General features: G+C 58.7%; 11 protein-coding genes. 3 read left to right on the plus strand and 8 right to left on the minus strand.

Annotated features, from left to right (window positions below):
* Positions 1-120 precede the first annotated feature (120 nt).
* Positions 121-1,518 (plus strand): NorM family multidrug efflux MATE transporter, encoded by a 1,398-nt coding sequence (locus ACZ89R_RS17155; protein WP_429547841.1) that lies wholly within the window; start codon positions 121-123, stop codon positions 1,516-1,518.
* 84 nt (positions 1,519-1,602) lie between these two features.
* On the opposite strand, the gene ACZ89R_RS17160 is transcribed toward ACZ89R_RS17155, so the two are convergent.
* A complete protein-coding gene (locus tag ACZ89R_RS17160) occupies positions 1,603-3,273 on the minus strand; it encodes a putative bifunctional diguanylate cyclase/phosphodiesterase (RefSeq protein WP_429545141.1) in 1,671 nt (556 codons plus the stop codon).
* 262 nt (positions 3,274-3,535) lie between these two features.
* On the opposite strand from ACZ89R_RS17160, the gene rep reads away from it, so the two are divergent.
* Both rep and ACZ89R_RS17170 read left to right on the plus strand, forming a co-directional pair.
* Positions 3,536-5,545 (plus strand): DNA helicase Rep, encoded by a 2,010-nt coding sequence (gene rep / locus ACZ89R_RS17165; protein ID WP_192345040.1) that lies wholly within the window; start codon positions 3,536-3,538, stop codon positions 5,543-5,545.
* A 69-nt stretch (positions 5,546-5,614) separates the two neighbouring features.
* Complete coding sequence (locus ACZ89R_RS17170) at positions 5,615-6,187, plus strand: xanthine phosphoribosyltransferase (protein ID WP_223490427.1); 573 nt, start codon at positions 5,615-5,617, stop codon at positions 6,185-6,187.
* 128 nt (positions 6,188-6,315) lie between these two features.
* Here the strand turns inward: ACZ89R_RS17170 and ACZ89R_RS17175 are convergent, their stop codons facing one another.
* The 7 genes from ACZ89R_RS17175 to dadA all read right to left on the minus strand — a co-directional run bounded on the left by ACZ89R_RS17175 (position 6,316) and on the right by dadA (position 13,478).
* Entirely contained in the window at positions 6,316-8,238 is a 1,923-nt protein-coding gene (locus tag ACZ89R_RS17175) for an acetyl-CoA hydrolase/transferase C-terminal domain-containing protein (protein ID WP_429545140.1), read from the minus strand.
* 419 nt (positions 8,239-8,657) lie between these two features.
* The gene (locus ACZ89R_RS17180; RefSeq protein ID WP_429545139.1) at positions 8,658-9,098 is read right to left on the minus strand and encodes a hypothetical protein; all 441 of its coding nucleotides are present in this window, start codon (positions 9,096-9,098) and stop codon (positions 8,658-8,660) included.
* 306 nt (positions 9,099-9,404) lie between these two features.
* The gene (locus ACZ89R_RS17185; protein WP_032830531.1) at positions 9,405-9,818 is read right to left on the minus strand and encodes a c-type cytochrome; all 414 of its coding nucleotides are present in this window, start codon (positions 9,816-9,818) and stop codon (positions 9,405-9,407) included.
* 182 nt (positions 9,819-10,000) lie between these two features.
* The gene (locus tag ACZ89R_RS17190) at positions 10,001-10,549 is read right to left on the minus strand and encodes a cupin domain-containing protein (protein ID WP_008073360.1); all 549 of its coding nucleotides are present in this window, start codon (positions 10,547-10,549) and stop codon (positions 10,001-10,003) included.
* 128 nt (positions 10,550-10,677) lie between these two features.
* Complete coding sequence (gene alr / locus ACZ89R_RS17195; protein WP_429545138.1) at positions 10,678-11,751, minus strand: alanine racemase; 1,074 nt, start codon at positions 11,749-11,751, stop codon at positions 10,678-10,680.
* Positions 11,752-11,848: 97 nt separating this feature from the next.
* Complete coding sequence (locus ACZ89R_RS17200) at positions 11,849-12,202, minus strand: RidA family protein (protein ID WP_007894740.1); 354 nt, start codon at positions 12,200-12,202, stop codon at positions 11,849-11,851.
* The gene (dadA, locus tag ACZ89R_RS17205; RefSeq protein ID WP_429545137.1) at positions 12,174-13,478 is read right to left on the minus strand and encodes a D-amino acid dehydrogenase; all 1,305 of its coding nucleotides are present in this window, start codon (positions 13,476-13,478) and stop codon (positions 12,174-12,176) included. Before dadA ends, ACZ89R_RS17200 begins: the two co-directional genes overlap by 29 nt.
* Between the last annotated feature and the right edge of the window lie 17 nt (positions 13,479-13,495).

The raw sequence follows: 13,495 nt of genomic DNA on the forward strand, positions 1-13,495 counted from the left end.
CAGAAACTCCACAGCATGAGTTTTAATCATGCCACCCATCCTTTTTATCCCTTTGTGCAAACCCCGCAGAGCGCCGAGAATCGACGTTTCCTGTTCTCTTTGATATCGAGCGTGATGATCATGCAGCATCCAGCGCGTAGTGAACTCTGGGCCATCCTGCGGCTGGCGGGGCCGTTGATTGCCTCGCAGTTGGCGCACATGTTGATGGTCCTCACCGACACGTTGATGATGGCGCGCCTGAGCCCCGAAGCACTGGCCGGCGGCGGCCTGGGCGCGGCGACGTATTCGTTCGTATCGATTTTCTGCATCGGCGTGATCGCCGCCGTCGGCACCCTGGTGGCGATCCGTCAGGGCGCGGGCGACATTATCGGCGCGGCGCGGCTGACCCAGGCCGGTTTGTGGCTGGCCTGGTTAATGGCGCTGGTGGCGGGTTTGCTGCTGTGGAACCTCAAACCGGTGTTGCTGCTGTTCGGCCAGACCGAAACCAACGTCCAGGCTGCCGGCCAGTTTCTGTTGATCCTGCCGTTCGCCCTGCCCGGCTACCTGAGCTTCATGGCGCTGCGCGGTTTCACCAGCGCCATCGGCCGGGCGACACCGGTAATGGTCATCAGCCTCGCCGGCACCGTGGCCAACTTCCTGCTCAACTATGCGTTGATCACTGGCATGTTCGGCCTGCCGAAAATGGGTCTGGTGGGCATCGGTCTGGTCACGGCGATCGTTGCCAACCTGATGGCGCTGGCGCTCGCGCTGCATATTCGTCGGCATCCGGCCTACGACGCGTATCCATTGCGCCAGGGTCTGTCGCGGCCCAACCGTCAGTACTTGAAGGAATTGTGGCGCCTGGGCCTGCCGATTGGCGGCACCTATGCGGTGGAAGTCGGCCTCTTTGCCTTCGCAGCGCTGTGCATGGGCACCATGGGCAGCACGCAACTGGCGGCGCACCAGATCGCCCTGCAAATCGTCTCGGTGGCGTTCATGATTCCGGCGGGGCTTTCCTACGCGATCACCATGCGCATCGGCCAACATTACGGCGCCGGGCAATTGCTCGATGCCCGGCTGGCCGGACGGGTCGGGATCGCCTTTGGTGCGGCGGCAATGCTGGGTTTTGCGATGGTCTTCTGGCTGCTGCCGCATCAATTGATCGGCTTGTTCCTGGACCACAACGACCCGGCGTTCCGCGAAGTCATCAACCTGGCCGTGAGCCTGTTGGCGGTGGCGGCGTGGTTCGAGCTGTTCGACGGCACACAAACCATTGCCATGGGCTGCATCCGCGGGCTCAAGGATGCCAAGACCACGTTCCTGGTGGGTTTGGGTTGCTATTGGCTGATCGGCGCACCGGCCGCCTGGTGGATGGCCTTCCATTTGAACTGGGGGCCAACGGGGGTCTGGTGGGGTCTGGCGCTGGGGCTGGCGTGTGCGGCGGTGAGCCTGACACTGGCGTTTGAGTGGAAGATGAAGCGGATGATTCGGCGTGAGCCATCAGCGCAAGGCAGCTTTCAGGTGATTCAGCCAGATTAAGATCAAAAGATCGCAGCCTTCGGCAGCTCCTACAGGATCGCGCACGACCGCGCTTTTGTAGGAGCTGCCGAAGGCTGCGATCTTTTAAACGGCTTCAACCACAACCTGCTGACTGGAACCGAAGGTCAAATATTCAACCAGCTCCGCCAACGGCAACGGCTTGCTGATCAGGTACCCCTGCACTTGATCGCAACCAAAGCCGCGCAACAAATCCAGCTGCTCTGGTGTTTCCACGCCTTCGGCGACCACTTCGAGGTTGAGGTTGTGTGCCAGGTTGATCATCGCGTGCACCAGTTTGCGATTCTCTTCCCGCTCTTCCATGCCGCCGACAAAGCTCTTGTCGACCTTCAACAACGCAATCGGCAGGCTGTTGAGGTGCACGAACGAAGAGAATCCGGTGCCGAAATCGTCCAGCGAGAAGCGCACGCCCAAACGCCCGAGGGCGTCCATGGTTTGCTTGACCAGATCGCTGCGACGCATCACCGCGGTTTCGGTCAGCTCGAATTCCAGCCATTGCGCCTCGACGCCTCGCTCGGCAATCAGCCGGCTCAGGGTCGACAGCAACTGGCTGTCCTGAAACTGCCGGAACGACAGGTTGATTGCCATGTGCAGCGCTGGCAGACCTCGTTCGCGCAACGCTTGCATGTCTCGCAGGGCCCGGGAAATCACCCAGTAACCCAGCGGCACGATCAAGCCGCTTTGCTCGGCCAATGGCACGAATTCGCTGGGGGGCAGCAAGCCACGTTCGCCATGACGCCAGCGCACCAATGCTTCGAGGCCGACGATCTGGCCGTCTTCAAGGTTCAGGCGTGGCTGGTAATGCAGCTCCAGTTCATCGCGGCGCAAGGCCCGGCGCAGTTCGCTTTCGAGGTCGGCGATGCTGCGGGCATTGCGATTGATCCGTTCGTTGAAGACGTGAAACGTGCAGCCCTGAGTGCTCTTGGCCTGCTGCATGGCAATGTGCGCGTGCCACATCAACGGGTCGGCGCCGGCCTGCGCTCGTGCATGGGCGATGCCGAGGCTGGAACCGATCAACAGGCTTTCGCCGTCGATCCAATAGGGTTCGGACAGGGCTTCGGTAATGCGTTCGGCCATCCATTCGGCGCGCTGAGGGGCGCGGCGGGTGTCGATCAGCAGGGCGAACTCATCGCTGCCCAGCCGCGCCAGTTGATCGCTGGCCTCCAGTTGGCTTTTCAGCCGCGAGACCACTTGCAGGATCAGCCGATCGCCAGCCTGATGACCGAGCGCGTCGTTGGCGTGTCGAAAGTTGTCGAGGTCGAGGTGACCGAGGGCCAGGCCCCGACCATCGTTGTCGGCCAGGCGCGCCGCCAGCAAGGTCTGGAAACCCTGACGGTTGGCGATACCGGTCAACGGATCCTGCTCGGCCAGGCGCTGCAAGGTGTTTTCCAGCACGCCGCGCTCACGCACATGGCGCAGGCAGCGGCGCAACATGCCGGGGTCCAGCAGATTGCGCACCAGCCAGTCGCTCACACCGTCGGGCGGCGCCAGCGGCTCGTGTTCGAGCAGCAACACCGTCGGCAGGTTGCAACGGCCGGGTGCTGGCTGCAGAGCGGGAATCGTCAACAACACCGCGCTGCGGTTGTCATCGAACAGGCTACTGACCGACTCCCAGCTCGGCGCGCTGAGCAGCACAGCCGAACTCCCCATCGGAGCCAGACACTCGCGCAACAACGCTGCCCACGCTGGCTCTTCGGCCAGTAGCAGCAAACGCAAGGGTTCGACAGGCGTAGACAAGCTAGCTCCTAGACTCTGCAAAGATGTAGGCGGCGGGCATTATGCCGCGCGGGTAACCAATGACCAAATGACATCGGTTATCAAACACGGCTTTTGCGTCTTGAATACGAACATTAGACGCAAATTCACTACGCATCCTGCGTGAAAGTATCAAAACCGGCAATTAGAGATCGCGTGTTACGTCACAAGTCGGAGAGAGCAGCACAATTCGCTGAGCCTGTTAAAATGCCGGCCCATTTCGCTAATGACTCCCTGATTTCGTATGTCCCGACTCAATCCCCGGCAGCAAGAAGCCGTGAGCTACGTCGGCGGCCCTCTTTTGGTGCTCGCCGGCGCAGGTTCCGGCAAGACCAGCGTGATCACCCGCAAAATTGCGCACCTGATCCAGAACTGTGGCATCCGCGCCCAATACATTGTCGCCATGACCTTCACCAACAAGGCCGCGCGCGAGATGAAAGAACGGGTCGGCACGCTGCTCAAGGGTGGTGAAGGCCGCGGCCTGACGGTCTGCACCTTCCACAACCTGGGCCTGAACATCATCCGTAAGGAACACGTGCGGCTGGGCTATAAACCGGGTTTCTCGATCTTCGATGAAACCGACGTCAAAGCCCTGATGACCGACATCATGCAGAAGGAATACTCGGGCGACGACGGCGTCGACGAGATCAAGAACATGATCGGCTCGTGGAAAAACGACCTGATCCTGCCGCCCGAAGCCCTGGAAAACGCACGCAACCCCAAGGAACAGACCGCCGCCATCGTCTACACCCATTACCAGCGCACGCTCAAGGCGTTCAACGCGGTGGACTTCGACGACCTGATCCTGCTGCCGGTAAAACTGTTCCAGGAACACGACGACATCCTGGAAAAATGGCAGAACAAGGTCCGCTACCTGCTGGTGGACGAATACCAGGACACTAACGCCAGCCAGTATTTGCTGGTGAAACTGCTGATCGGTAAACGCAACCAGTTCACCGTGGTGGGCGACGACGACCAGTCGATCTACGCCTGGCGCGGCGCCCGCCCGGAAAACCTGATGCTGCTCAAGGACGACTATCCGTCCCTGAAAGTGGTCATGCTCGAGCAAAACTACCGCTCCACCAGTCGCATCCTGCGCTGCGCCAACGTGCTGATCTCGAACAACCCGCACGAGTTCGAAAAGCAGCTGTGGAGTGAGATGGGCCACGGCGACGAAATCCGCGTGATCCGTTGCCGCAACGAAGACGCCGAAGCCGAGCGCGTGGCCGTGGAACTGCTGACCCTGCACCTGCGCACGGATCGACCATATAGCGATTTTGCGATCCTGTATCGCGGCAACTACCAGGCCAAGCTGATCGAGCTGAAGCTGCAGCACCACCAGATTCCGTATCGCCTGTCTGGCGGCAACAGCTTTTTCGGACGTCAGGAAGTGAAAGACCTGATGGCCTACTTCCGCCTGATCGTGAACCCGGACGATGACAACGCCTTCCTGCGGGTGATCAACGTCCCACGCCGGGAGATCGGTTCGACCACGCTGGAGAAGCTGGGCAACTACGCCACGGAGCGAAAAATCTCGATGTACGCTGCCACCGACGAAATCGGTTTGGGCGAGCATCTGGACACGCGCTTCACCGATCGCCTGTCACGCTTCAAGCGCTTCATGGACAAGGTCCGCGAGCAATGCGCCGGCGAGGACCCGATCTCCGCCCTGCGCAGCATGGTCATGGACATCGACTACGAGAACTGGCTGCGCACCAACAGCTCCAGCGACAAGGCCGCCGATTACCGCATGGGTAACGTCTGGTTCCTGATCGAGGCGCTGAAGAACACCCTGGAGAAAGACGAAGAAGGCGAGATGACCGTCGAAGACGCCATCGGCAAACTCGTCCTGCGCGACATGCTCGAGCGTCAGCAGGAAGAGGAAGACGGCGCCGAAGGCGTGCAGATGATGACCTTGCACGCCTCCAAGGGTCTGGAGTTTCCCTACGTGTTCATCATGGGCATGGAAGAGGAAATCCTGCCGCACCGCTCCAGCATTGAAGCCGACACCATCGAAGAAGAACGCCGCCTGGCCTACGTCGGGATTACCCGGGCGCGTCAGACGTTGGCGTTCACCTTCGCCGCCAAGCGTAAACAATACGGCGAGATCATCGACTGCGCGCCCAGCCGCTTCCTCGATGAACTGCCGCCGGACGACCTGGCCTGGGAAGGCAATGACGACACCCCTGTTGAAGTCAAAGCCGTCCGCGGTAATACCGCATTAGCGGATATACGCGCGATGTTAAAGCGCTAGAATTGAGCACTTTTTAACCGCACACTTTTTACACGCCAGGCGCACATGGCGTCAGTAGAGGAAAGCTTCATGGAAGCACTGCACAAGAAAATTCGCGAAGAAGGCATCGTGCTTTCCGACCAGGTCCTGAAAGTCGACGCCTTTCTGAACCACCAGATCGACCCGGCCCTGATGAAGCTGATCGGCGACGAATTCGCCACGCTGTTCAAGGACTCGGGCATCACCAAGATCGTCACCATTGAAGCCTCGGGCATTGCGCCGGCGATCATGACCGGCCTGAACCTTGGCGTACCGGTGATTTTCGCCCGCAAGCATCAGTCCCTGACCCTGACTGAAAACCTGCTATCGGCGACCGTTTACTCGTTTACCAAGCAGACTGAAAGCACCGTGGCGATCTCCCCGCGCCACCTGACCAGCAGCGACCGCGTGCTGATCATCGACGACTTTTTGGCCAACGGTAAGGCCTCGCAAGCGCTGATCTCGATCATCAAACAGGCCGGCGCGACCGTGGCCGGTTTGGGTATCGTGATCGAGAAGTCGTTCCAGGGTGGTCGTGCAGAACTGGATGCCCAGGGTTATCGCGTTGAATCGTTGGCCCGCGTTCAGTCGCTGGCTGGCGGCGTCGTGACGTTCATCGACTAGCCAGCAACACCGCATTTCCCCTGTGGGAGCCAGCCTGCTGGCGAAGGCCGTCTGTCAGTCATGAAGGTTTTGACTGATACGACGCCATCGCCAGCAGGCTGGCTCCCACAGTGTTTTTTTGTTGGCTGTTACTGTGCGGTGGCTTTGAGGCCGGTGAGCAGTAGCCGTTGAAACAAATCCTCCTTCAGCCCTTCCGGGTTGGTCAGCTGCATCCGCTCCAGATGTTCGGGAAACGATGAAGGCTCCGGCGCATCCAGCGCTGCCTTGCCCAGTTCCAGAATTTCCGTGAGCTTGAACTTGCTCTTCAGCCAGTTCAGCGCCCGCAACAGATCCTTCTCCTCTGCAGTGAAATCACAGCCCAACGGATACTCTGGAAACAACTGCGTATGCCGCGCCTGAATGGCCCGCAAGCGCTGCGGACTGTTGTCAGCGAAGCGTGGATCAAGGCGAAAATGCTTCGGCAATTTGCCAACGTTCTGCGCCTGCTCGATCAGCCCCGGCTGGAAGCGTGAGTCGCTGATGTTCAGCAATGCTTCGATCACCGCCGCGTCGGTCTTGCCCCGTAAATCGGCTATGCCGTATTCGGTGACGACGATATCGCGCAAATGCCGTGGGATCGTGCAGTGACCGTATTCCCAGACGATATTCGAACTGACTTCACCGCCCGACTCACGCCAACTGCGCAGCAGCAGGATCGAACGCGCGCCTTCCAGCGCATGGCCCTGGACGACGAAGTTGTACTGCCCGCCGACACCGCTCAGCACCCGCCCGTCTTCGAGTTGATCGGCCACGCCGGCGCCGAGCAAGGTCATGGTGAAGACAGTGTTGATGAAGCGCGCATCAAGGCGCTGCAAGCGTTTGAGTTCTTCCTGACCGTAGAGCTCGTTGATGTAGCTGATGCGGGTCATGTTGAATTCGAGCCGCTTAGCCTGCGGCAACTCGCGCAAGCGCTCGTAGAAACTGCGCGGCCCGAGGAAAAACCCGCCATGCACCGAGATGCCGTCAGTCTGCGCGGCCTCGTCCAGCGTCCCGGCATTCGCCTGCTGCTGGGTCGCCACGTCCGGGTAGACCTTGCGCCGCACGATCCCGGCGTCCGCTAATACCAGCAAGCCGTTGACGAACATTTCGCTGCAACCGTAAAGGCCCTTGGCGAACGGTTCGATACCCCCTTCGCGCTCAATCAACTGCGCCCATTGGCTGAGATTCAGATCTGCCAGCAACGCCTTGTAACCGTCACTGTCAGCCTGCCGCGCCAGCAACGCTGCCGTCAGGGCATCACCCATGGCGCCGATGCCGATCTGCAAGGTGCCGCCGTCGCGCACCAGCGTGCTGGCGTGCAGACCGATGAAATGATCCTGAAAACCCACCGGCATGTTCGGCGTGGAAAACAGCGTGGTGTTGTCCTTCGCGTCGATCAGCAGGTCGAAGGTGTCGATGCCGATTTCCGCATCGCCGGGCATATACGGCAAATCGTTGTGTACCTGCCCCACCATCAGGATCGTTTCCCCCGCCGCCCGGCGCTTGGCAATCATCGGCAACAGATCGAGGGTGATGTCCGGGTTGCAGCTCAGGCTCAGGCGATCGGGATGCTCGCTGTGGCTGGCGACCAGTTGCGCGATCAGGTTCAAGCCGGCGGCATTGATGTCCCGGGCCGCGTGGCTGTAATTGCTGCTGACGTAATCCTGCTGGGCCGATGCGCTGTTCAGCAGGCTGCCTGGCTGCAGGAAGAATTGATGGACGTGAATGTTGGCCGGCAGGCTGTCGCGATGCAGGTCGGCGAGAAAATCCAGCTCCGGATAATCGCCGAACACTCGCTCGATGAAAGGTTCGAGGAAGCGCTTTTGCAAGCCATCGCCCAATGGCGGGCGTCCGAGGCACAGGGCGGTGTAAATCGTCAGCTGCCGCTCGGGCAGTTGCGCGATCCGTTGATACAGCGCGTTGACGAAGTGATTGGGCTTGCCCAGCCCCAGCGGCAATCCCATGTGGATATGCGCCGGCAACCGCGCCAGGACGTCATCGACCGCCTGCTCGATAGAACACAACTGCACCATCTGATCCTCCCGCCGTTCCATGAGTTGGGGTTGGATCGAGCTTGCCGGGGATTTGCTGCAAAGAATAGTCCCCAATCAAATTTCAATGATATTTCAGAAAGATGGACATCCCAGACAGATATCAAGAGTGACGCCAAAGCTGAACATCTATTTCGAATAATAAAGCGTTAGTTTGGCTTGGCAAAAGTGCGCTTTTGAAGTTTGTCGACCTGACTCACATCGCCCTACTTCAGGAAAGCTTGAAAACGGTTGCTGAATATTTTCGCCCCCCCGAAATACACGCTAAAACAACTCACAAAATAAAAAAAGGGAAGTTCTATTGTTCAATAAACCCTGTTTTTAACTCAAGCAGCGAGAACAATCAAAAGCTTCAGAACTCCCCTCAATCTATTAACTAAAACAATCGACTCTTGTAACACTCAGGATTGTTGATCGCCGATTTCAACGTCAAAAGAGGCCGAAATCATGCGCGTCACTATTGGCCACGAATCTTCGTGGCTAGTGAACTCTACGCCTTCAAAATATCCGCTGTAATGAGTGCCGTTATTCTTCACCGTAAGATATAAAATCTTAGAATTATTCCCAGTGTAATAGTAGTTTACGCCAGGATGAACATATCTGACATAATTGTATTGATCAATAAAAGGAATTTCATATGAGCCATCTTCAAAAGAAGTATGACGACGAAAATGGAAGTCCATCGTCCTTATTTCGTTTTCTTGGGGATTTCCGGCAATCGTAAATGTAAGTCCAGATTGGTAGACGTTCACTGTTTCACTGTAGAAATCTGGATCCTCTACTATTGATGCTTCTACATTACCTTTGGCATTGAATTTTTTAGGTTCTGTTGGTGTGTTCATTTCCGTATCTCCTTCCTTAAAATAATCACGCCAAGGTATTAAGGGGAGAGCAAGTAAAATTGTCTACTGTCAAATCTGACAGGTAAGTAGAACCCTCATCCACTTCCCGACGAATGGTATTGAAATGCCACTCTGGCTTGAGGACCAAGTCACAACTACGGAAGGAGGGATTTTAACTGCTAAACGAAAAGCACTCCGGTGATAGCTTCAGGCGGCAACGACTTAAAAAATACCTGAACTCAAATAAAAAGAGCGAGTTCAATAGCTATGAACTCGCTCTTTGTCGTTACGCTACCGCATTTCCAGTCATTTCAAACCGGACATCTTCTGGATGGCGCCCTTGAGATCGCCATCAGAGCAATCGGCGCAGGTGCCTTTTGGCGGCATTGCGTTGATGCCGGAGATTGCTTTCGCCAGCAAGCCGTCGAGGCCGCCTTCTTTCTTGGCGCGCTCGCCCCAGGCGGCGGCATCGCCGATTTTCGGCGCGCCCAACAGGCCGGTGCCGTGGCATGCGTTGCAATGTTTTGCAATCACTGAGTCAGGGGTTTTGGCATCACCGCCACCCGCAGAAGCAGCGACTTCCATCCCCTTGCACTCTTTGCCCTGCACACAAACCTGGCCAACGGGTTCAAGACGTTTAGCGATATCGTCGTTGGTCGCAGCTTGTGCGCTGACTGCCCAAAGGGCCAATACGGTTGCTGGTGCGGCCAGCATTTTCATAATTAGGTTCACGCGTACACCCTCAATGGTGGCTAGTCACGCCCACGGCCACGGTTCGCAGGCGGGCGCAAGTATAGCGGTAAGCCCGTCACACTGAAACAACCCCAAAGTCGAAGGGGTCTTGTCGTGGGAAGGAAATACAGCAGGGGCGTCTGCGCAATCCGGGCAGGACGCCTCTTCTCTTAGAAATTCGCTGGAGTGGCTGCGCTGATTAGTCGCGCCGGAGCATCGAACGGATTACGGAAACGGTGTGGCTTGGTACTTTCAAAGTAGTAGCTGTCGCCGGCTTCGAGCACAAATGTTTCGAGCCCGACCACCAGTTCCAGCCGACCTTCCACCAGAATCCCGGTTTCCTCGCCCTCATGGGTGAGCATCTCCTCACCGGTGTCGGCGCCTGGCGGGTAGATTTCATTGAGGAACGCGATAGCCCGGCTCGGGTGAGCCCGACCGACCAGTTTCATGGTCACTGCCCCATCGGAAATGTCGATCAGCTCGTGGGCCTTGTAGACGATCTGAGTCGGGATTTCCTGCAGGATTTCTTCGGAAAAGAACTCGACCATGGACATGGGAATCCCGCCAAGTACCTTCCTCAGCGAACTGATCGAGGGGCTGACGCTGTTCTTCTCGATCATCGAAATGGTGCTGTTGGTAACACCCGCGCGTTTGGCGAGCTCACGCTGGGAAAGACCTTTGAGCTTACGGATCGATTGCAGTCGTTCACCGACGTCCAATGCTGGAGCCTCCAGGGGTTCAGGTTGTAGAAATATTGAGCGTTATCATGGCGACAGCGTTCAGTATTTACAACACTTGGGCCTGAATCCTGTTTGGCGAAGCGACTTTCGGTCGGGAACGTTTTTCGTCAGGCCCCGGAATAGAGCAGCGGCACTCGACGCAGGTTGCAGAAGATCTGGTAAGGAATCGTGCCAGCGGCCGTCGCGACGTCACTGGCGAGGATATTTTTACCCCACAATTCGACGGTCGAACCAAGGCCAGCTTGCGGCACGTCGGTCAGGTCGATGCAGAGCATGTCCATCGACACGCGGCCAATCAACTGGCTGCGCTGCCCGGCGACCATCACGGGCGTACCGGTCGGAGCCTGACGTGGATAACCGTCGGCATACCCCATCGCCACCACGCCAACGCGCATCGGCTTGGGGGTGACGAATTTCGCGCCGTAACCAATCGGTTCGCCAGCCGGCAGTTCACGCACGCAAATCACTTTCGATTCCAGGGTCATCACCGGTTGCAGGCGAGACGCCACGGCATTGGCCTCTTCGAAAGGCGTTGCGCCGTAGAGCATGATGCCTGGGCGCACCCAATCGCTCGGAATCTGCGGCCAACCGAGCACCGCCGGCGAATTACGCAGGCTGATTTCGGCCGACAACCCCCGACGCGCCGCCTCGAACACCGCAACCTGCTCGGCGCTGGTCTGACAGTGCAGCTCATCGGCGCGAGCGAAGTGACTCATCAGCACGATCTTCGCCACTTTGCCGCTGGCCAACAGCCGTTGATAGGCCGCCTGGTAATCCGCCGGGTGCAAGCCAACCCGATGCATGCCCGAGTCGAGCTTGAGCCATACCGTGATCGGTTTGCTCAGCGCGGCTTTTTCGATGGCCTCGAGCTGCCACAGCGAATGCACCACGCACCAGAAGTCATGCTCGACGATCAGCGACAGTTCATCGGCTTCGAAAAAACCTTCCAGCAGCAAAACTGGCGCACGAATGCCGGCGACGCGCAGCTCCAACGCTTCTTCGATGCACGCCACGGCAAACCCGTCCGCCTCGGCTTCCAGCGCCTGGGCGCAGCGTACCGCGCCATGACCATAGGCATCGGCCTTGATCACTGCGAGGGCTTTTGCCCCCGTGACTTCACGGGCGATCCGGTAGTTGTGGCGCAGGGCTTGAAGGTCGATCAGGGCACGGGCTGGACGCATGGCGGCAGACTTCTAGTCGGTCATTGAAAAAAAACCGGCGCTGGCTGACAGCGTGAACCGCCAACAGCGCCGGGAGAGGGATCTTTCTGGCTGAGCGTTATGGCAGCGCGGCGACAACCGACAGCTCGACCAGAATTTGCGGTTCGCATAGCTTCGATTCAACGGTAGCGCGGGCCGGGGCGACACCTTTTGGCAGCCACTGGTCCCACACCGAATTCATGCCTGCGAAGTGCGCATCGATGTCTTTCAGGTAAATCGTCACCGACAGCAGACGGTTCTTGTCGGTCCCGGCCAGATCCAGCAAACGCTCGATATTGGCGAGGGTTTCACGGGTCTGCTGTTCAATCCCGGCGCTCATGTCATCGCCGACCTGCCCTGCCAGATACACCGTACTGTTGTGGACAACGATCTGGCTCATGCGCTCATTGGTGAGCTGGCGCTGGATTGACATGTTTTGCGGACTCCTGAAGTTTGTTGCCATAACGGGAAATATCGAGGCCTTCGGCGCTGATCTGAGGTGTTCTCTTCGCCATCAGATCGGCCAGCAAACGACCGGAACCACAGGCCATGGTCCAGCCGAGCGTGCCGTGGCCCGTATTCAGAAACAGATTTTTGAACGGCGTGGCGCCGACAATCGGGGTGCCGTCCGGAGTGGTCGGACGCAGGCCGGTCCAGAAGCTCGCCTGGGGCAGATCGCCGCCCTGAGGATAAAGGTCGTTGACGATCATCTCCAGGGTTTCGCGTCGACGCGGGTTCAACGACAGGTCAAAACCGGCAATTTCCGCCATGCCGCCGACGCGGATGCGGTTGTCGAAACGGGTGATCGCGACCTTGTAGGTCTCGTCGAGAATGGTCGACGTCGGGGCCATCGCCGGGTTGATGATCGGCACGGTCAGCGAGTAACCCTTGAGCGGATACACCGGCGCCCGGATGCCCAGCGGCTTGAGCAATTGCGGCGAGTAGCTGCCCAGCGCCAGCACGTAGCGGTCGGCGGTTTCCAGCTTGCCGTCGATCCATACGCCGTTGATGCGATCACCGGCGAAGTCGAGGCGCTGGATGTCCTGGCCAAAACGGAATTCCACACCCAGTTTCGTGGCCATTTCGGACAGGCGGGTGGTGAAGATCTGGCAGTCGCCGGTCTGGTCATTCGGCAGGCGCAAGGCACCGGCGAGGATGTCGGTGACGCTGGCCAGGGCCGGCTCAACCCGGGCAATGCCGGCGCGGTCGAGCAGTTCGAACGGCACACCGGACTCTTTCAGCACGGCGATGTCTTTGGCGGCGCCATCAAGCTGCGCCTGGGTGCGGAAGAGTTGGGTAGTACCGAGGCTGCGGCCTTCGTAGGCAATACCGGTTTCGGCGCGCAATTCGTCGAGGCAGTCACGGCTGTACTCGGACAGGCGCACCATGCGCTCCTTGTTCACCGCATAACGGCTGGCAGTGCAGTTGCGCAGCATCTGCGCCATCCACAGGTATTGGTCGATATCGGCGGTGGCCTTGATCGCCAATGGCGCGTGACGCTGCAACAGCCACTTGATGGCTTTGAGCGGCACGCCCGGCGCGGCCCACGGCGAGGCATAACCCGGCGAAACCTGCCCGGCGTTGGCGAAACTGGTTTCCATGGCCGGCGCTGGTTGACGGTCAACAACCGTCACTTCAAAGCCAGCCCGTGCCAGATAATAGGCACTGGCGGTACCGATAACGCCGCTACCCAAGACCAGAACGCGCATTTTCATATCCCTCATCG

It is taken from the genome of Pseudomonas sp. TE3728, from assembly GCF_056279145.1.